Source organism: Streptomyces sp. NPDC020489, assembly GCF_044386545.1.
In the GTDB taxonomy this organism is placed as follows: Bacteria; Actinomycetota; Actinomycetes; order Streptomycetales; family Streptomycetaceae; genus Streptomyces.
Window position 1 is genome coordinate 88,632 of sequence record NZ_JBIRUZ010000022.1, and the last position, 19,995, is coordinate 108,626.

Annotated in this window: 16 protein-coding genes; 6 read left to right on the forward strand and 10 right to left on the reverse strand. The window is 71.6% G+C overall.

From position 1 onward, the window contains the following. Nucleotides 1-56: 56 nt before the first annotated feature. On the forward strand, nt 57-2,198 hold the full coding sequence (locus ACH41F_RS39340) for an MMPL family transporter (RefSeq protein ID WP_391240905.1): 2,142 nt from the start codon (nt 57-59) through the stop codon (nt 2,196-2,198). A 109-nt stretch (nt 2,199-2,307) separates the two neighbouring features. Here ACH41F_RS39340 and ACH41F_RS39345 read toward each other — a convergent pair whose 3' ends face one another. After that, nucleotides 2,308-3,735 (reverse strand): transcription antitermination factor NusB, encoded by a 1,428-nt coding sequence (locus tag ACH41F_RS39345; protein ID WP_391240901.1) that lies wholly within the window; start codon nt 3,733-3,735, stop codon nt 2,308-2,310. 100 nt (nt 3,736-3,835) lie between these two features. Beyond that, complete coding sequence (fmt, locus tag ACH41F_RS39350; protein WP_391240898.1) at nt 3,836-4,768, reverse strand: methionyl-tRNA formyltransferase; 933 nt, start codon at nt 4,766-4,768, stop codon at nt 3,836-3,838. A 581-nt stretch (nt 4,769-5,349) separates the two neighbouring features. Here fmt and ACH41F_RS39355 point away from each other — a divergent pair. Continuing rightward, complete coding sequence (locus tag ACH41F_RS39355; RefSeq protein ID WP_391240895.1) at nt 5,350-5,892, forward strand: hypothetical protein; 543 nt, start codon at nt 5,350-5,352, stop codon at nt 5,890-5,892. Nucleotides 5,893-6,080: 188 nt separating this feature from the next. Here ACH41F_RS39355 and ACH41F_RS39360 read toward each other — a convergent pair whose 3' ends face one another. Then, entirely contained in the window at nt 6,081-8,234 is a 2,154-nt protein-coding gene (locus ACH41F_RS39360; RefSeq protein ID WP_391240892.1) for a primosomal protein N', read from the reverse strand. Nucleotides 8,235-8,463: 229 nt separating this feature from the next. Between ACH41F_RS39360 and ACH41F_RS39365 the strand changes: the two genes are divergently transcribed. From ACH41F_RS39365 to ACH41F_RS39380, 4 genes are read left to right on the forward strand one after another with little or no spacing between them, the layout of a single operon-like run. Next, the gene (locus tag ACH41F_RS39365) at nt 8,464-9,756 is read left to right on the forward strand and encodes a helix-turn-helix domain-containing protein (protein ID WP_398839657.1); all 1,293 of its coding nucleotides are present in this window, start codon (nt 8,464-8,466) and stop codon (nt 9,754-9,756) included. 13 nt (nt 9,757-9,769) lie between these two features. Continuing rightward, nucleotides 9,770-10,501: a TIR domain-containing protein gene (locus tag ACH41F_RS39370; protein ID WP_398839658.1), complete on the forward strand. Its 732-nt coding sequence runs from the start codon at nt 9,770-9,772 to the stop codon at nt 10,499-10,501. Then, complete coding sequence (locus ACH41F_RS39375; RefSeq protein WP_398839659.1) at nt 10,498-12,444, forward strand: ABC transporter substrate-binding protein; 1,947 nt, start codon at nt 10,498-10,500, stop codon at nt 12,442-12,444. The genes ACH41F_RS39370 and ACH41F_RS39375 overlap by 4 nt, the downstream gene beginning before the upstream one ends. A 26-nt stretch (nt 12,445-12,470) precedes the next feature. Further along, nucleotides 12,471-13,583: a hypothetical protein gene (locus ACH41F_RS39380; RefSeq protein WP_398839660.1), complete on the forward strand. Its 1,113-nt coding sequence runs from the start codon at nt 12,471-12,473 to the stop codon at nt 13,581-13,583. Between the two features lie 60 nt (nt 13,584-13,643). Here ACH41F_RS39380 and metK read toward each other — a convergent pair whose 3' ends face one another. The 7 genes from metK to ACH41F_RS39415 all read right to left on the reverse strand — a co-directional run bounded on the left by metK (nt 13,644) and on the right by ACH41F_RS39415 (nt 19,960). Continuing rightward, on the reverse strand, nt 13,644-14,852 hold the full coding sequence (metK, locus tag ACH41F_RS39385) for a methionine adenosyltransferase (protein WP_391240889.1): 1,209 nt from the start codon (nt 14,850-14,852) through the stop codon (nt 13,644-13,646). Nucleotides 14,853-15,092: 240 nt separating this feature from the next. Continuing rightward, a complete protein-coding gene (coaBC, locus tag ACH41F_RS39390) occupies nt 15,093-16,295 on the reverse strand; it encodes a bifunctional phosphopantothenoylcysteine decarboxylase/phosphopantothenate--cysteine ligase CoaBC (protein ID WP_398839669.1) in 1,203 nt (400 codons plus the stop codon). 116 nt (nt 16,296-16,411) lie between these two features. Beyond that, the gene (gene rpoZ / locus ACH41F_RS39395) at nt 16,412-16,684 is read right to left on the reverse strand and encodes a DNA-directed RNA polymerase subunit omega (protein WP_003982715.1); all 273 of its coding nucleotides are present in this window, start codon (nt 16,682-16,684) and stop codon (nt 16,412-16,414) included. Between the two features lie 65 nt (nt 16,685-16,749). Continuing rightward, entirely contained in the window at nt 16,750-17,307 is a 558-nt protein-coding gene (gene gmk, locus ACH41F_RS39400; protein ID WP_391240886.1) for a guanylate kinase, read from the reverse strand. A 60-nt stretch (nt 17,308-17,367) separates the two neighbouring features. Continuing rightward, the gene (locus tag ACH41F_RS39405; RefSeq protein ID WP_003977346.1) at nt 17,368-17,691 is read right to left on the reverse strand and encodes an integration host factor; all 324 of its coding nucleotides are present in this window, start codon (nt 17,689-17,691) and stop codon (nt 17,368-17,370) included. A gap of 320 nt (nt 17,692-18,011) precedes the next feature. After that, nucleotides 18,012-18,857 carry an orotidine-5'-phosphate decarboxylase gene (pyrF, locus tag ACH41F_RS39410; RefSeq protein WP_398839661.1) on the reverse strand — a complete coding sequence of 282 codons (846 nt, stop codon included), beginning with the start codon at nt 18,855-18,857 and terminating at the stop codon, nt 18,012-18,014. After that, nucleotides 18,854-19,960 carry a quinone-dependent dihydroorotate dehydrogenase gene (locus ACH41F_RS39415; RefSeq protein WP_398839662.1) on the reverse strand — a complete coding sequence of 369 codons (1,107 nt, stop codon included), beginning with the start codon at nt 19,958-19,960 and terminating at the stop codon, nt 18,854-18,856. The genes pyrF and ACH41F_RS39415 overlap by 4 nt, the downstream gene beginning before the upstream one ends. Nucleotides 19,961-19,995 lie beyond the last annotated feature (35 nt).

Genomic DNA, 19,995 nt, shown 5'->3' on the forward strand with positions numbered 1-19,995 from the left:
TATGGCTGGTCGCGCGGTTGTCCGCACCTTGACGGGGCGTGGTTGCGGGGGTCGGCATGAGTGACAAGCGTGGCATCGGGCACCTCGTGTGCGGGCGGCGCGCCAAGTGGGTCGTCCTGGCCCTGTGGCTGGTGGCCCTGTTCCTGACGGCCCCGTTCGCCCAGAAACTCACCGACGCCCAGGACAACGACGCCGCCTCCTGGCTGCCCGGCTCGGCGGAGTCCACCCAAGTCCTGAAGATCTCCGAGGACTTCAGACCGGAGCAGATCCCGGCGATCGTCGTCTACGCCCGCGCGGACGGGCTGACCGCCCAGGACCGGGCGCTGATCGCCGAGGACGCCCGGCAGCTGAAGGAGCTGCGCGAGCACGGCATCCGCGGCGCGGAGACCCGCGGCCCGGTCTGGGACCGTCCGGCGGATCCGCGCGCGGCCCAGATCCTCGTGCCGATCACGATGGACGAGAAGGGCTGGGAGGAGATCGCGCCCGCGGTCGACAGCATCCGGGACGACGTCGGCGAGGGCGGCGACGGACTGGCCGTGCACATCACCGGCCCGGGCGGGACCTCCGCGGACTTCTCCGAGGCCTTCGAGGGCATCGACTCGACGCTGCTGCTGTCCGCGATGGGCGTGGTCGTCGTGATGCTGTTGATCACCTACCGCAGCCCGACCCTCCTGGTGGTCCCGCTGCTCTCGGTCATCGCCGCCCTGTTCACCGCCCAGGCCCTCATCTACTTCCTCGCCGAACACGCGGGCCTCACGGTCAACGGCCAGAGCGCGGGCATCCTCACCGTCCTCGTCTTCGGGGCGGGGACGGACTACGCCCTGCTCCTCGTCGCCCGCTACCGCGAGGAGTTGCACCGCCACGAGGACCGGCACGAGGCGATGGCGCTGGCCCTGCACCGGGCGGGCCCGGCCGTGCTCGCCTCCGGCGCGACCGTCGTGCTGAGCATGCTGGTGCTGCTGGCGGCGGAGATGAACTCGACGAGCGGCCTCGGCCCGGTCGCGGCGATCGGCGTCGCGGTCGCCCTGCTGGCGATGATGACGCTCTTCCCCGCCCTGCTGGTGATCTGCGGCCGCTGGATCTTCTGGCCCGCGATCCCGCGCTTCGGCGACCCCGACCGCATCGAGCGGGGACTGTGGGCCCGCATGGGCCGCCGTATCGCCCGTCGTCCGCGCATGGTCTGGGGCGCCACCGCGCTGATCCTCGCCGTCTGCTCGCTGGGCCTGATCCAGCTGCGCGCCGAGGGCATCAGCAACGCGGACGCGTTCACCGGTGAACCGGACTCGATCGTCGGCCAGGAGGTCTCCGCCCGCTACTTCCCGGCGGGCGCCGGCGACCCCCTGATCGTCATCAGCGACCAGGCGCAGGCACCACGGGTCCGGGAGGCGGTGGCCGCCACGGACGGAGTCGTCCCCGCCTCCCTGGGCCTGCCCCCGGGCACGAAACCGTCCTTCGACGGCAAGGTCCTCTTCGAGGCGACCATGACCGACCCGGCCGACAGCGAAGCGGCGAAGCAGACCGTCGAACGCGTCCGGGACGCGGTCCACGCGGTACCCGACGCCGATGCCCAGGTCGGCGGCGGCACGGCCTCCCTGCTCGACATGGACAAGGCGACCACGCACGACAACATCCTGATCATCCCGCTGGTGCTGGCCGTGGTCCTGCTGATCCTTTGCGCCCTGCTGCGCGCCCTGATCGCCCCGCTGCTGCTGATCGGGACGGTGATCCTGTCGTTCGCGGCGGCCCTGGGCATCAGCGCGCTCGCGTTCCGGTACCTGTTCGACTACGCGGGAGAGACGACGGACTTCCCGCTCTTCGTCTTCGTCTTCCTGGTGGCCCTGGGCATCGACTACAACATCTTCCTGACCACCCGCATCCGCGAGGAGGCGGCCCGCCAGGGCACGCGTCCCGGCGTGGTGACCGGCCTCGCCGCGACGGGCGCGGTCATCACCTCCGCGGGCCTGGTCCTGGCCGGCACTTTCGCGGCCCTCGGCACGCTGCCCATGGTCGCCTTCGCCGAGATCGGCTTCGCGGTGGCGCTGGGCGTCCTCCTGGACACGTTCATCGTCCGGTCGGTCCTGGTGACGTCCCTGTTCCTGGACGTGGGCCCGAAGGTGTGGTGGCCGCACAAACTGGCGCGGGAGGACGGTGACGCTCCCGCGGCGACCGAGCCGGAGAGGGTGAGCCGAACGCCCTGAGGGGTCCGGGGCTGTGTTGAACGGGCGGCTCCGCCGCGTGGGCGCGACGAGCCACGACGGACCCGCCCAGGCACGGCGACCCGCATCCCTTACGGCGCGAGGGCGGACCTCACCCCGTCCGGCGGATCAACGCCAGATACATCGCGTCGGTCCCGTGCACGTGCGGCCACAACTGCACGTCCGGCCCCTCACCGAGCTCCGGCACCCCGGGCAGCAGCGGCCGCGCGTCGATCAACTCCGCGTCGGGCCACTGCTTCAGCACGTCCTCGACGACCGCCCGGGTCTCGGCGAGATGCGGCGAACAGGTCGCGTACCCCACGACCCCGCCCACCCGCACGGACTCCAGCGCGGTCCTCAACAGCCCTCGCTGCAACGGCGCGAACCCCTCCAGGTCCTCCGGCCGCCGCCGCCACCGCGCCTCGGGCCGCCGCCGCAACGCGCCGAGCCCGGTGCACGGCACATCCATCAGCACCCGGTCGAAGCTGCCCGGCCGCCACGGCGGCTGGGTCCCGTCCGCGGCGATGACCTGGTACGGCCCCGGGTTCCCGGCCAGCGCCCTGGCCACGAGCCCGGCCCGGTGCGGCTGCTTCTCGGAGGCGAGCAGGGTGGCCCCCCGCTCCGCGGCCAGCGCGGCGAGCAGCGCGGCCTTGCCACCGGGCCCCGCGCACCCGTCGAGCCACTTCTCGTCCGGCCCCTCGAGGGGCGCGTCGGCGAGCGCCAGGGCCACCAACTGGCTGCCCTCGTCCTGGACCCCCGCACGCCCCTCCCGCACGGCCTCGATCGCCCCGGGTTCGCCGCCCTCGGCCAGCCGCACGGCGTACGGCGACCAGCGTCCGGGGACGGCGGCCTCCTCCCGCAGCAGTTCGTCGGTGGTGGCCCTGCCGGGGCGGGCGACCAGGGTCACCTCGGGCCGCTCGTTGTCGGCCTCCAGCAGCCGCTCGATCCCCGCCCGTCCGCCGCCGAGCGAGTCCCACAGCGCGGAGACGACCCAGCGGGGGTGGGAGTGCACGAGGGCGAGGTGGTCCTCGGGGTCGTCCTCGTAGGGCGGCGCGACCTTGGCGATCCACCCCTCCAGGTCGTCCTGGGCGACCTTGCGCAGCACGGCGTTCACGAACTTGGCCCGCCCGTCACCGAGCACCACGCGCGCGAGCTCGACGGAGGCGGACACGGCCGCGTGCGTGGGGATCCGCGTCCCCAGCAGCTGGTGCACCCCGAGGCTCAGCACATCGAGGACCGGCGGGTCGACCTCCCTCAGCGGCCGGTCGACGCACGCCGAGATGACCGCGTCGTACGTCCCCTGCCACCGCAGCGTCCCGTAGACGAGCTCGGTGGCCAGCGCGGCGTCCCGCCCGTCGAACGCGTCGGGCCCCGCCTTCTCCCGCGCCTTGCGCAGCAGCGGCGGCAGGACGAGGTTGGCGTACGCGTCCCGCTCGTCGACGGCCCGCAGGGCCTCGAAGGCGAGGATGCGGACGGGGTCCTTCTTGGGCCGACGGTAGGGCTTGCCGGACGGGCGGGGCCCACGGGACTGCTCGCTCACGAAAAAGGTGCTCCGGATGTGGTGACGGGATACGCCCCAAGGGTACGTCCCACTCGCGCGCGTGCGCCCGGCCGAGGGGTTCGAGAAGCCCCGGCGGGCGTCAGGCGCCCAGGGTCTCGCCCTCGCCGATCCGCACCCCACGCGCCCAGTCGGCGGCCCGCATCGGCTTCTTGCCCTGGGCCTGCACCCACAGCAGCTCCACGGCGTACGAGCCGGTGCCGACCTGGACGCTGTTCTTGCCCACGGCCAGCTGCCCGGGCGCGAGGTCGGCGCGGTCGGGCACGGGCTGCACCTGGATGAGCTTGAGCCGCTCCCCGCGGAAGACGGTCCAGGCGCCGGGAGCGGGCGTGCATCCGCGGACGACCCTGTCGACCCGCAGCGCGGGCGTGGCCCAGTCGACCAGGGCGTCCTCGACGGTGATCTTCGGCGCGTGGGTGATGCCCTCGGTGGGCTGCGGTACGGCCTTCAGGGTGCCGTCCTCGATCCCGTCCATGGTCGCGGCGAGCAGCCCGGCGCCCGCGAAGGCGAGCCGGGTCAGCAGGTCGCCGCTGGTGTCGGTGTGCCGGATCTCCTCGGTGACGGTGCCGTAGACGGGCCCGGAGTCCAGGCCTTCCTCGATGAGGAACGTGGACGCGCCCGTGATCTCGTCCCCGGCCATGATGGAGTGCTGCACGGGCGCCGCCCCACGCCAGGCGGGCAGCAGCGAGAAGTGCAGGTTGACCCAGCCGTGGGCGGGCACGTCGAGGGCGACCCGGGGCAGCAGCGCGCCGTAGGCGACGACGGGGCAGCAGTCGGGGGCGATCTCCCGCAGCCGCTCCAGGAACTCCGGGTCCCGCGGCTTCACGGGCTTGAGCACCTCGATGCCCGCCTCCACGGCCCGCTCGGCCACCGGACTCGCCACGAGCCTGCGCCCGCGCCCGGCCGGCGCGTCGGGCCGCGTGACGACGGCTGCCACCTCGTGCCGCCCGGAGGCGATGAGAGCGTCCAGAGCGGGAACGGCGACCTCGGGGGTACCGGCGAAGACGAGCTTCATAGGTGGGTGCGGGCCTCTCGGGCGGGGGTCGATACGGGCAACGCACAAGTCTATGACCCCGGGTGACGTCGGGAGGAGGGACCATGGGCGGTGGGGAGGGCTTGGTGGGGAGGGCGGGGCGCACGGTGGTGACGGCGGGGGCGGCACTGGAGTGACGGTGGGGAGCGCAGCGGCACGGCGGCGGGGACCGCACTGGGGTGACCGTGGGGGCCGGATCAACGCGACGGCGGGGACCGCGCCAGGGCGACGGCGAGGAGCGCAGCGGCACGATGGCAGGGACCGCACCAGGGCGACGGTGAGGACCGCACAGGGGGCGACGGTGGGGACCGCACAGGGTGACCGTGGGGTCGGATCAACGCGACGCCGAGGCCGAACCAGCACGACGGCGCGGGCCGGATCGACGCGACGGCGCGGGCCGCACCGGGGTCGCGGTGCGTACCCCTGCCGGGGCGCACGCATATGCCGCTGCGCCCCCCATGCGTGACCCGCGGAGCGATCCCGCGTTGGTCAAGAAAGAGTTGACCACAACGGGCCGCAGTCGCGGCCCGATCCTTTTCATCGCCGGTTCGAGAGGCTTGTTCATGGCCGACCACGCAACCCACGACGCCCAGGCTCGGGCCAGCCTGCACTTGCTGGTGCGGGACATCGAGCGGGTCCGCCGGCAGGTGGACGCACTACGCACGCTCACCGCCCAGTTGGGGAACGTCTACCGCCCGCGCCGCTCCGGCCCGTCCACGGGCTTCGTCGTCTACGGCCGCGCCCCCGCGCCGACGGTCCGTCTCGCGCAGGAGCTGCGGGACAGCGTCGAGACCCTCGTGACGGCCGCGGTCGACTTCGACCGCTCGCTCGGCTTCTCGTGGGACGCGGTGGGTTCCGCGCTCGGGGTCACCAAGCAGGCGGTGCACCGCCGTTACGGTGCGCGTCGCGCCGTGACCCAGGCCGCCGCCGAGGCCGAGCGCACCACCGAGACGTCGACCACCCGCACGGTCAACGTCAACACCGGCATCACCTCGGTACCGACCGTGCCCGCCGCCCGCTCCATGCCGACCCAGCCCACGGCGGGCAGCCCGTCCCTGCGCGACGAGGTACGCCCCACAGCCTTCCCCGGCCCCCGGAACGGCTGACACCCACCCCGCCCCTCTGCCCTCCTGGGGACTTCCTGGGAGGGCAGCCGCACGCCGGGACGTCCCGACGGCCAGCCGCCGACGACGCCCACCCCAAAGGAGTCACCCGCACCCGACCGGCGGCCGCCGCACCCGTACCACGTCACCCCACCGATGGCCGCCGAACCCGCCCCACAGCTCCCCACCCCTCACCCGATGTCCGGCGGATCGATCCGCACCCGCACCGCCGGCTCCGCACCCCCGCGGGCCATCCGCGCGGCCTGCGCGGCCTTCAGCGCGGAGGCGAGCGCCGCCCCCTTCCCGGGCGGCACCCGGATCAACGCCCGCTCCCACTGCTCCCCCGGCGGCGGAGCCCCCACCCGCCGCGGCCCCCGCACGGCCGTCACAGGCATCGGAACCGGCCCCAACACCTCGGCCTCCCCCGGCAGTTCCACGGCCGCGAGAAACGCCGTCACCGCCTCCGCGTCCCCCGACACGGCCGCCATCCGGGACACCGGCGGGAACCCCAGCTCGGCCCGCTCGGACAGCTCCCGCACCGCATGTCCCACCGGATCCCACCGCACCAACGCCTGCACCGGCCGAAGCGTCGGCTCGGCGACGACCACCACGGTCCCCCCGGCCCCCTGCGCACGCACCAGCGCCGCCGCGGCGATCCACCGCCGCAGCGCGTCCTCACCGGCCCGCAGATCGGGCCGCCCGAGCATGGCCCAGCCGTCCAGCAGCAGCGCCGCCGCGTATCCGCCCTCGGCGACCGGCTCGGCCCCCGGTGTACTCACCACCAGCGCGGGCGCCCCCGGCACGGTGTCCAGCACATGCTCCCGCCCGGACGTGCGCACCGGCACGGCGGGAAAGGCCCGCCCCAGCTCCTCCGCGGTCCGGCGCGCCCCCACGACCTGGGCCCGCAACCGGAATGCCCCGCACTCAGGACAGTGCCAGCCACTCTCCTCGCGCCCGCACCACCCGCACCGCAGGGCCCCCGTTCCCTCCTGCCCCTCCAGCGGCCCGGCGCAGTGCCGGCACCGCGCGGGCGCCCGGCAGTTGGCACACGCCATGCGCGGCACATAGCCACGCCGGGGCACCTGCACCAGCACCGGCCCCTGTTTCAACCCGTCCCTGACGGCCTGCCAGGCGAGCGTCGGCAGCCGGGCGGCCCGAGCCGCCTCGTCCCGGGCGAGATCCTGGTCGCCGACGGTACGTACGAGCGGCGCGGTACTCCGGACCTGCTCGCGGGCGGCGACGATCGGTCGCGCCCACCCACTCTCGACGAGCTGCGCCGCCTCCACGGTGCAGCTCCAACCCCCCAGCAGGAAGGCGCACTTGTCCTGGGCGGCCCGCAGCAGCAACACCTCACGCGCGTGCGGCTGCGGCGCGTGCGGCTCGCTGTGGCTGTCGTCGCCGTCGTCCCAGATGGCGACGAGCCCGAGGTCCCGCACGGGCGCGAACATGGCGGCGCGCGTGCCCACCACGGCCCGCACGGTCCCCCGCCGCACGGCGAGCCACTCCCGGTAGCGCTTCTCGGGCCCGGCGTCGGCGGTGAGCACGGCATGCCGCCCCTCCCCCAGCAGGGAGGTCAGCGCGGCGTCCACGCGCGCGACGGCCCGCCCGTCCGGCACCACGACGAGCGCCCCGCGCCCGGAAGCCAGCGTGGCGGCGACGGCGCGCGCCAGCTCCTCGCTCCACTCGGGCCCGGGCAACGCGTTCCAGACGGCCCGTGGCGCCGCACCGGAGGCGAGGGCCTCCAGGAACCCGGCCCCCTGCTCGTACCGCCCCCAGGAGCCGGCCTCGGGCGCTCCCGGCGGCGGCAACGGCTCGGCCGAGGGACGCTGCTCGGCCCGCGCACTGCGCGGCGGCACGGCGAGCTGCAACACGTCCGCGAGACTCCCGGCGTACCGATCGGCGACGGCCCGGGCGAGGCCCAGCAGCTCCTGATCGAGCACGGGCTCGGGCGAGACGACCTGGGCGAGCGCGGCCAGCGGCCCGGAGTACTCCGACTCGGCGAGCCGCTCCACGAGGAACCCGTCGATCAGCCCGCCGCCCTCACGCCGCCCGTCCCGCACCCGATGCCGCCCGGCCCCGAACCGCACCCGCACCCGCACCCCGGGCTGCGCCTCGGCGTCGAGCTCCTCGGGCACGGCGTAGTCGAAGTACCGGTCGAGATGCAGTACGCCCTTGTCGACCAGCACCCGGGCGACGGGCAGCTCCTTGGCAAGCGCGGCCCCCCGCCACGTGCGCGGCTTCGCCCGCGGCACCTTCGCGTTCCGCACACTCTCCCGAATGAGCGCGAGCTGCTCGGGCGGCGCCCCCTCGCCCCCCGCACCCACCTGCTCGTCCTCGCCGCTCACCCTTGCATTCTTACCAAACCCGACTGACAACCGGCGCCGCCCGGGCCCTCCCGCGCCCCGTCCTTCCGCCTCCTGGCTGAAATCGCTTTCTCGACATGTTTCCTCAGCTCGGCTTCGCTCCGGATGAGGAAACGGGAAACGCCCGTTTCACCTTGTTCGGCCCAGCCGTTCCCCGCACGCTGAATCGCGGCGCTCACCGGCTGGCGGCCGGAGAGCGACGGAGGTCGAAGTGCTGGAGCAGTCGCACGATTTCGGGCGGGAACTCCGCCGTAGGCGGATGGCGGCCCGCTTGTCCCTGCAACAGCTGGGACAGCGCGTGCATTACAGCAAGAGCCAGCTCAGCAAGGTCGAACGCGGTCTGAAGCCGCCGACGTCCGAGTTGGCCCGTCTGTGCGACACCGTGCTCGATGCCAGGGGCGCCCTGACCCGGCTGGTGCCCGTCCAGCGCTCGCGGCCGCCTGTGCCTGTTCCCGGTAGCGACGACGAGGTGTGGCTGATGCAGCTCCGCAAGGACGGTTCAAGTTCCTTCCAGCCGGTGACACGGCGGGATCTGATCGCGGTGGGGGCCGCTTCCGTGCTGAGCATCTGCTCGGCTGATCCATTCGCCCTGCCCCCGGACCTCGCGGGTGCGGAAACGCTCGTGGATGCCTCGCGCATGTTGTTCGACCAGTACCGTCGCCTCGGCCAGGCGTCCGGACCAGCGAGCGTCCTGCCCCCGCTCATCGCCCAGACGCACAGCCTGGAGCAGTCAGCCGTACGCAGCGGCCCTCACGCCAGACGTGAGCTGCTTCTCCTCGCCTCCCGCTATGCCGAGTACACGGGCTGGATGGCCCAGGAGTCCGGCGACGACACGGCAGCACTCTGGTGGACGGAGCGGGCGGCCCAGCTGGCTGCGGCGGGTTCGGACCCTGGACTGGCCACCTACGCCCAGGTCCGCCGCTCCTTGATCAGCCTGTATCGCGGAGACGCCCCCGACGCCGCTCAGCTGGCCACACACGCTCTGGACAGCGACGCCCCCTTACGCGTCCGTGGGTTGGCGGCCCAGCACCTCGCCCAGGCCAGGGCCGTCGAGGGCGACTACGACGCCTGCATGCGCAGCCTCGACCGCGCGCGGGATCTGCTCGAACAGGACGCCGCCGACCCCGCGCAGCCGGTTCTCGGAGCCTCTCAGGTTCCCGACGTCGTCTCCATGTTCACCGGTTGGTGCCTGTACGACCTCGGTCGTCCCCAACGTGCGGCAGCGCTTCTCGATGAGGAGACCGCACGCATCGCACCCCACGCCTTCCGCACGCGGGCGCGGTACGGCCTACGACGTGCCCTCGCGCACGCGGCGGCGGGCGAACTCGACCATGCCTGCCGGATCACGTCAGAGCTGCTGCCGTCGGTCCGGCTCATCCACTCCTCGACGATCCTGGCCGATCTGCGTCGCCTCTCGCGCATCCTCGGCAGGCATGCCCGCCAACGATCCGTGCGGGCGTTGACACCGGACCTGTCCGACACTCTCGCCCGCTGCACTTCCTAGAAGGGACACACCCGTGCACGAGATCTTCGTCAACTACCGGACCAAGGGCGGCAAAGAGGTCGCCTACATGTGCGAACACCATCTTTCAGCACGGTTCGGCCCGGACAGCGTCTTCCTCGCCCGGTATGCGATCGCCCCCGGGGACACCATGGACGCCCTCCTGCGCGCCTCTCGACGGTGCCACGTGTTATTGGTTCTCATCGACGCGGAGTGGATGGACGCGCCCCATCGCGACGAGCCGGGCAAGCGCGCACTCGACGACCCAGATGACTGGGTGCGCCGGGAAATCGAGCAGGCTCTGTCCGGTGGCGCGCTGATCGTGCCGGTCTTCATCGGGCGCAAGGTGGAGCAGCTCGATCCTCGGCGGCTGCCCCGTTCGATCACCGAGCTCGCGGACTACCAGTACACGCGTGTGGAAGTGCACCGCATCGAGGAAGACCTCACCAGCCTCGGCGACCGCCTCGTCCGCCGGGTGCCCGCCCTGGCCGCGCTGGACAGCAGGAAACCCGCCCAAGCGTCCAGGCCGGCCGAACGGGCCGCCGGCGTCCACAACGAGCACCAGAGCGGTGGCATCGGTCAGGTCGGCGGCTCTGTCGGCACGTACATCAACGATGCGCGTGGCCCGCTCCACACCGGACCTGGCAACCAGATCAACGGCGACGGCACCAACTACGTCGGCGACAACCAGGGTGGCATACGGCAGGGCTTCGGTACCCGGACCCCGCGCGGGGGCGAGGACCGGTGACGGAGACGATCGGCTCGTACGTAGGCCAGGCCCACGGGTCCGTGCATACCGGACAGGGCCACCAGTACATCTACTACTTCCAGGAAGCCGCGTCCCGACTGCGGGAGCAGTCCTGCGCCCGCAGACGCGTCATCGCAGAGGCGGACCGCGAGCACCTCGCCGCTCGTTTCGTTCCCCCGGCCGGGACCCAGAACGCACGCTCCAGGCTTGCCGAGAGCCACACCGTGCTGATCGGGGGCCTGCCGGGCAGCGGACGCCGCACCGCGGCAGTCATGCTGCTGCACGACTTGTCCGACACTCGCGGCACTCTGCACGAATTGCCTGACACCTCCGACGACGACACCGACTCCGCCCCGCTCGACGCGGACGACATCAACGACGGCGACCGCCTGTTGCTGGACCTCTCGGAAGCGGACGAGTCCCGGTTCGTCGCCGTTCAGAACGTCCTCCCCAGTTTTCGGGCCGGCCTCCTGGACCGCGGGGCCCATCTCGTGGTCGTCCTGCCCCACCGTCTCGGCTATCTGCTCGACGACGGACTCAAGCGGTTCACGGTCGAGATCGGCCGCCCTTCCGCACGACAGGTTCTCAGCCGCCGTCTACGGCTCGACGACGTCGTCTTCCAGCCCGAGCAGCTGGACGGCAGCGATCTTGGAACGTTTCTGACGCAGGCGCCGATGCGTGAGGTCGCCGGACTGGTAGACCGGATCCGACGCCATCGGGACACGTCACCGCCTGACCGTGGTTTCCCGGACTGGCTCGCCGCCGCCCTGCACCATCGGCAGGACCAGAGCATGCGCGTGGCAACGGACCTCGCGGCCGAGCAGAGCGGACGCCGCAAGGCGCTACGGCTGTCCCTCGCCATGTTCCACGGCGCCACACCGGACGTCGTGCTCCGAGCAGCCAACTCGCTGCTCGACGTCCTGAGCCATCCACCGGAGACCGCTCCCCGGCTGGAGCGCGACGACCTGCACGCGGAGCTCTCCGCCATCAAGGCCGAGCCCGGGCCGGACGGCAGGGTGCTCTTCCGCACCCCCGAGTACGACCGGGGCGTGCTCAACCATTTCTGGACATTCCTACCGGACATCCGTCGGCAGTTGTGCGACTGGTTCGAACACTGCTTGGCCCAGATCCCGCTCCCCAAGAACGAACGGAACGACGCGGTCAAGCGATTCGCCGACCAGAGCCTGCGCACCGCACGCCCCGAGGATCTGATCTGCCTCACGGAACAATGGACGTCGAAGGGCGCACCGGGCCATCTGATCCCGAGCGCCGCCCAGGTGCTCGCCTGTGGACTGGACGACGAGCGTCACGGCCGCCATTTCCGACAGAGGATCTACGAGTGGGCCACCTCCCGGGAAACGAGCGAGCGGCTCAGGCAAGTACTTGTGGTCGTCTGTGCCGAGTCGATGGCGGGCTCCCATCCGGACCAAGCGATGGTCCGCCTGCATCACCTCGCCCGCCGCGCCGAGCGGCAGGCCGGGGCCGATGCCCGTCTCGCTCTGCTGAAACTGACGGGCGCGGACCACCGCCTCTACCGGAGCATGCTCCACCGCCTCAGCACCGGGATCACTCAGGGCCACTGGGCCCGCGACCGCGAGATCTTCCTGCAACTCGCCGATCCCGTACGCCTGATCGGCTCCCGCACCGTACGGGACTCACTGGTGTCGTGCTGGGCGGGCGTGCTCCGGCAGCCGGTCGAGTCCTGGCATCTCGCGCTCACCGGGTGGCTCACCGCCGCCGAGGACCTCCGCCACCGCGAGCTCGTCCTGCGTGTCCTGGCCGCCGCCTGCGCCCCGGACATCCGGGTCTCGGGGCAGGTATATCGCGTGGCGCGCGCCTGGGCCCGCACCGCGGGGGGCGTCGAGCGCTCACACACCGCAGACCACCTGCTGCAGCGGATCAACGACGAGCAGGGCATCGAGTCCTACGGCCATGCCGCCTGACACCGAACGACCACCGGGGGCTTTCCATGAGTTCTGGACACCGCACGATGACACTGTTCGTCACCGTGATCCTCGGGATGATCCTGGTCATCCTCGGGCTGAGTGCCGACTGGCCGATCTGGGCCTGGCCCACCATGGCCGCACTGCTGTTGGTAGTGGGCGTGGCAATCCACAGAATTCTCGCTCCGACACCGGAGGCGTTTCCTCGTGCCCTGTTGACAGAGCCCGACCTGCCCGAATCCGTACGACAGGAACAGCGAGTCGCCCATGTGGCACTGCCCAGCTCCGTCCCGGACTACGACTTCTCCTTCTCCGCCACCGTGCGGTGGCTCGTCCTCGACACGTCTGACGACGCCCCGTACGCCAACCCGGCCGGCCTCGCCGTGGACGCGGTCCTGCAACGAGCACGCGTGGTGACGGCTCAACAGCCGCCCCATCGGAGCGCGTTCACCCAGCACCAGCTCGACGGCGCCTTGGCGACCATGCGCTGCGACTCCACGGGGCGGGTCATGGCGATGGCCCAAGACGTCACACTGAATCTGCCGGAGCCCGACCGCGAAAGGCTCGCAAAGCTCGCGGGTGTCCGTAAGGATGAGGACGTCTGGGAGCACGAGCGCAACTACGAACGCAACAAGCGGGCATACCTGGGCGACGATGTGCTCAAGGACACCGGCAGCGCCGTCGTGTGGTGGCTGTCGAGAAACGAGGACGAGGTCGAGGGTGCGGTCGACCGGATCGGGCTACTTGCCCAATTGTCCGCCGCCGCCAACAACGACGAGGTAGCGCCACCTTTCGAACACCTGGTGACGACCGTGCCTGGTCCTTCGTACACGGACGGCGCAGCCTGGGAGCCCCGGCACCCCGACTGGCAGCAGACGTTCGAACCCGGCCGTCCGTCCCCGGGGAACGGTGCGACACCGGCCCCCTCCGTGGACTCATTCCTGGCTTGGTTCGGCTTCGCTCCCGACGATCCAGACATCGACCTTTTCGCAGGACGCCTCACCAACCTCGCCCGCGCCCACGGCAAGTCCGAGGTCGCCGAGGAGCTGAGCCGCCGGTTCGACGGCGCCTCGGTCGACCAGGGCGACGACGAGGGCGTGCCCCCAGGGCCACCCCCGCCGGACCAACCCGACCTGTGACGCGCCGAGGCCCGGCGTCCCCACCGGACGCCGGGCCTCGCGCACATCACCTGCGGGCTTCTACAGCCCGGCCGCCTGGCGCAGCGCGTCCACGCGGTCCGTCTTCTCCCAGGTGAAGTCCGGCAGCTCACGGCCGAAGTGGCCGTACGCGGCGGTCTGGGCGTAGATCGGGCGGAGCAGGTCGAGGTCGCGGATGATCGCGGCCGGGCGGAGGTCGAAGACCTCGTCGATGGCCTTCTCGATCTTCTCGGCGTCGATCTTGGCGGTGCCGAAGGTCTCGACGAACAGACCGACCGGCTCGGCCTTGCCGATGGCGTACGCGACCTGGACCTCGCAGCGGGAGGCGAGGCCCGCGGCGACGACGTTCTTGGCCACCCAGCGCATGGCGTACGCGGCCGAACGGTCCACCTTGGACGGGTCCTTGCCCGAGAAGGCGCCGCCGCCGTGGCGGGCCATGCCGCCGTAGGTGTCGATGATGATCTTGCGGCCGGTCAGGCCGGCGTCACCCATCGGGCCGCCGATCTCGAAGCGGCCGGTGGGGTTGACCAGCAGGCGGTAGCCGTCGGTGTCCAGCTTGATGCCCTCGTCGAGCAGCGCCTTCAGCTCCGGCTCGACGACGAACTCGCGGATGTCCGGGGCCAGCAGGGACTCCAGGTCGATGTCGCTGGCGTGCTGCGAGGAGACCACGACGGTGTCGAGGCGGACGGCCTTGTCGCCGTCGTACTCGATGGTGACCTGCGTCTTGCCGTCGGGGCGCAGGTAGGGGATCGTGCCGTTCTTGCGGACCTCGGACAGACGGCTCGACAGACGGTGCGCCAGGAAGATCGGGAGCGGCATCAGCGTCGGCGTCTCGTCCGTCGCGTAGCCGAACATCAGGCCCTGGTCGCCCGCGCCCTGCTTGTCCAGCTCGTCCTCGTCGCCCTCGACCCGGGACTCGTACGCCGTGTCGACACCCTGCGCGATGTCCGGGGACTGCGAACCGATCGACACCGACACACCGCAGGAGGCGCCGTCGAAGCCCTTCTTGGAGGAGTCGTAGCCGATCGCGAGGATCTTGTCCCGCACGAGCTGGGGGATCGGCGCGTACGCCTTGGTGGTGACCTCACCGGCCACGTGCACCAGGCCGGTCGTGATCAGGGTCTCGACCGCGACCCTGGAGGTCGGGTCCTCGCGCAGGAGCGCGTCGAGAATGGTGTCGCTGATCTGGTCAGCGATCTTGTCGGGGTGACCCTCGGTCACGGACTCCGAGGTGAACAGACGACGGGACACAACGCTCCCTGGGGTTGCAGCGGCTGCTGGCTGATCATGGGCGGACGGGCTCGGGGGCTGCGCCCGACACCGTCCGAGAACAGTTTATCGGTCGCGCCCGGCCATCGGACTCCCTGTCTCGCCTCTCGGGAGCGCTGTGACCTGCGGCACGGGCATTCTGCCCAATCCCGAGCGGGCTTGGCCAGGCCCGCCACGCCTCAATCGGCGAGGTGTGAGAGCGGGGTGAAGCGAATGAGACAGTCAGCGCAGGCGCCGGACCACCAGGTCCCACACGATTTCGGCCAGGGCTTCCTTGGGGCCGTGCGGCACCGGGGTCTCGCTGCCGTCGGCGCCCAGCACCACCGCCTCGTTCTCCTCCGCCCCGAAGGTCTTGCGCTCCCCCACCTCGTTGACGACGAGAAGGTCGCAGCCCTTGCGGGCGAGCTTCGTCCGGCCGTTGGCCAGCACATCGTCGGTCTCGGCGGCGAATCCGACGACGATCTGTCCGGGATGTGGACGGTCGGCCGAGATCTCGGCGAGGATGTCCGGATTCCGCACCAGAACGACGGGGTCCGGATCCTGGCCGTCCTTCTTCTTGATCTTCCCGGCCGCGTAGGTCTGCGGGCGGAAGTCCGCGACCGCGGCGGCCATGACCACCGCGTCGGCGTCGCCGGCCGCCTTGAGGACGGCTTCCCGCAGCTGTACGGCCGTACCGACCGGGACGACGTCCACGCCCGCCGGGTCCGGCAGGCCGGTGTTCGCGGCGATCAGTGTCACCCGGGCCCCGCGCGCGGCGGCGGTGCGGGCGAGGGCGTACCCCTGCTTGCCCGAGGAGCGGTTGCCGAGGAAGCGGACCGGGTCGAGGGGCTCGCGGGTGCCGCCGGCGCTGACGACGACGTGACGGCCGGCGAGGTCGGGCTCGGTGACGCCGCGGGCCAGGACACGACGGCAGACCTCGAAGATCTCGGCCGGGTCGGGCAGCCGCCCCTTGCCGGTGTCGACGCCGGTGAGGCGGCCGACGGCCGGCTCGATCACGACGGCGCCCCGGCGGCGCAGGGTCGCCACGTTCTCCTGGGTGGCCGGGTGCTCCCACATCTCGGTGTGCATCGCGGGGGCGAAGACGACCGGACAGCGGGCGGTCAGGAGGGTGTTGGTGAGCAGGTCGTCGGCGAGGCCGTGGGCCGCCTTCGCGAGCATGTCGGCGGTGGCCGGGGCGACGACGACCAGGTCGGCGTGCTGCCCGATGCGGACGTGCGGCACCTCGTGCACGTCGTCCCACACCTCGGTCGAGACGGGGTGGCCGGAGAGCGCGGACCAGGTGGCGGCGCCGACGAAGTGCAGGGCGGAGGCGGTGGGCACCACGCGCACGTCGTGGCCGGACTCCGTCAGTCTGCGCAGCAGCTCGCAGGCCTTGTAGGCGGCGATGCCACCGCTGACCCCCAGCACGACCCTCGGCTTGTCCACCAGGTCTCCCATCCCTCGAAGCTACGACCGGAGCTACGGCTCCCATGACACACCACAGGCCCGACAGTCGCGCTGCCGGGCCTGTGGACAAGTCAGCTCAAAGCCGAAAATACTACTTACTGCGCCGGGCCCTCGACGGCCTCGGACGTCAGCAGACCCGCGTTGATCTCGCGGAGCGCGATCGAGAGCGGCTTCTCGTGCACGTGGGTGTCCACGAGCGGACCGACGTACTCGAGGAGGCCCTCACCGAGCTGCGAGTAGTACGCGTTGATCTGACGGGCACGCTTGGCCGCGTAGATCACGAGGCTGTACTTCGAGTCGGTGGCCTCGAGGAGCTCGTCGATCGGAGGGTTGATGATGCCCTCGGGCGCGGTGATGGAAGAGGACACGCTCTGCCTTCCGATGGGTGGGAAAGAATCAGTCTGGATGATCAACGCTGACCGAACAGCATCGATCAGACCACATCCATCAAGGCTAGCAGCTCGCGCGCCACGTCCTCGACGGAGGTGTTGACCAAGGTCACATCGAACTCGGGCTCGGCCGCCAGCTCGACCTTCGCCGCCTGAAGGCGGCGCTCGATCACCTCGGGCGGCTCGGTCCCGCGTCCCGTGAGCCTGCGCACGAGCTCCTCCCAGGAGGGCGGGGCCAGGAACACCAGCTGGGCCTCCGGCATGGACTCACGGACCTGCCGGGCGCCCTGGAGGTCGATCTCCAGCAGGACCGGCTCACCCGCCTCCAGGCGCTCCAGCACCGCGTCGCGCGGGGTGCCGTAGCGGTTGCCGGCGAACTCGGCCCACTCCAGCAGCTCACCGTTGGCGATCAGCTTGTCCATCTCCTCGTCGGTGACGAAGAAGTAGTGGACACCGTGCTTCTCGCCGGGGCGGGGCCTACGGGTCGTCGCCGACACCGAGAGCCAGACCTCGGGGTGTTCCTTGCGCATATGGGCGACGACCGTGCTCTTGCCGACCCCTGAGGGGCCGGAGAGCACGGTCAGCCGCGGACGTTCACTCATGCAGCGATTATTCCAGCAATCCCGGGGTGCCCGGGACTCCCGGTCCGGACCGGGCCGGACTCAGGAACCGGTGCTGCCGAACTCACGCTCCAGGGAGGCGATCTGGTTCGAACCGAGACCACGCACGCGGCGGCTCTCGGAGATGCCCAGACGCTCCATGATCTGCTTGGCGCGGACCTTGCCCACGCCCGGCAGGGACTCGAGCAGGGCGGAGACCTTCATCTTGCCGATGACGTCGTTCTCCTGGCCCTGCTTGATGACCTCGTGAAGGGAGGCGCCGGAGTGCTTGAGTCGATTCTTGACCTCGGCCCGCTCCCGGCGAGCCGCGGCGGCCTTTTCGAGCGCGGCTGCGCGCTGTTCAGGGGTAAGGGGCGGAAGAGCCACGCCTACGTCACCTCGGATGTTGAACTGTCGGATACGGACCGGTGAGGAACCTAGTCGCCCCACACCTGGGGAGCCACGAGCAACACGCTCGCCCGTTCTCCCCCATTACTCATGGGTGCGGGAGGTGCCCCCACTCGTCGGAGACTAGCGGCCAAGTCCGCCAGAGTCAGCGAGAACAGCGGAAAAGTCCTGGTCAGCCTCCGTCAGGCCGGACATTTGGGGCATATTGCCCTGGATTTGAGGATGTATTCAGCCTCAAGTCGTCCTGGAGACACTGATCGGAGGACCCCCTCGGCCGTCCTGAGGACCCTCGACGACCGTCATACGAGCGCCACCGCGGCCCGCGTCTCCTCCGCGAAGCGCTCCGCGGCCGCCCGCAGCGCGCCGACGTCCGGACCGTGCCGCAGGACGCCCCGGCTGACGTTGGGGACGACGTTGCGCACCACGGACCCGAACACCTTGGGCAGGTCCGCCGGAGTGGCCCCCTGGGCGCCGATCCCGGGCGCGAGGAGCGGGCCGTTGATGTCCAGGTCGTAGGAGGACAGATCGCCGAGCGTGGCGCCGACGACCGCACCGAAGGAACCGAGGGGCTCCTCACCCGCGTTCTCGGCCGCCAGGTGCCCCAGCATGGTCGCGCCGACGGTCCGGCCGTCCGCGCGGACGGCGTGCTGGACCTCGCCGCCCTCCGGGTTGGACGTCAGCGCGAGCACGAACAGCCCCGCGCCGCTCTCCCGGGCCAGCGCGACCGCCGGCGACAGCGACCCGTAGCCGAGGTAGGGCGAGACCGTCAGCGCGTCGGAGAACAGCGGGGAGTCCGGGTGCAGGAAGGCCTCGGCGTACGCGGCCATGGTGGAGCCGATGTCGCCGCGCTTGGCGTCCATGACGACCAGCGCGCCGGCCGCCCGCGCCTCCTCGACCGACTTCTCCAGGACGGCGACGCCGCGCGACCCGAAGCGCTCGAAGAACGCGCTCTGCGGCTTGAAGACGGCGACCCGGTCGGACAGCGCCTCGACGACCGTGCGGCTGAACCGCTCCAGACCGGCCACGTCGTCGTTCAGGCCCCACTCGCCGAGCAGGGAGGCGTGCGGGTCGATGCCCACGCACAAGGGGCCGCGCTCGTCCATGGCACGGCGCAGACGGGCGCCGAAGGGTGCGAAAGAGCTCATGCCGTCTTCCTTGTGTCGGCGCCGACCGCGTCGGCGAGCGTGGCGTACGGGCTGGTGCGCAGGCGCGCGGCAAGCCCCTTGTGCACGGCGCGGGCCCAGAAGGGCCCTTCGTAGATGAACGCGCTGTAGCCCTGGACGAGCGTGGCACCGGCCAGGATGCGCTGCCAGACGTCCTCGGCGTTCTCCACGCCGCCGACGCCCACGAGGGTGACGCGGTCGCCCACGCGCGCGTAGAGGCGCCTGAGCACCTCCAGGGAGCGGGCCTTCAGCGGGGCGCCGGACAGGCCGCCGGTCTCCTTGACGAGCGAGGGTTCGGACGTCAGACCGAGGCCCTCGCGCGCGACGGTGGTGTTGGTGGCGATGATCCCGTCCAGGCCGAGCTCCACGGCCAGGTCGGCGACCGCGTCGACGTCCTCGTCCGCGAGGTCGGGCGCGATCTTCACCAGCAGCGGTACGCGGCGCGAGGGCACCGTGCGGTCGGCTGCCTCGCGAACGGCGCTCAGCAGCGGGCGCAGCGCCTCGGTGGCCTGGAGGTTGCGCAGCCCCGGTGTGTTCGGCGAGGACACGTTCACGACCAGGTAGTCGGCGTAGGGCGCCAGCCGCTCGGTGGACTTCACGTAGTCGGCGACGGCCTGGTCCTCGGGGACGACCTTGGTCTTGCCGATGTTGACGCCCACGACGGTCTTGAAAACCGGCGTACGGGAGGCCAGGCGCGCGGCGACGGCCAGCGAGCCCTCGTTGTTGAAGCCCATGCGGTTGATCAGCGCGCGGTCCTTCACGAGCCGGAAGAGCCGCTGCTTGGGGTTGCCCGGCTGGGCCTCCCCCGTCACGGTGCCGATCTCGATGTGGTCGAAGCCGAGCATCGACATGCCGTCGACGGCGACCGCGTTCTTGTCGAAGCCGGCGGCGAGCCCGAAGGGGCCGTGCATCCGCAGCCCGAGGGCCTCGGTGCGCAGCTCCCGGTAGCGGGGGGCGAGCACGGCGGCGAGGAAGGTCCGCAGCACCGGGACGCGGGCGGCGAGGCGGATCCAGCGGAAGGCCAGGTGGTGCGCCTGCTCGGGGTCGAGCCGCTTGAAGACCAGCTGGAAGAAGAGCTTGTACATGTTCAGTCCTCATGAAGAGGGGGACACCGTTCCCG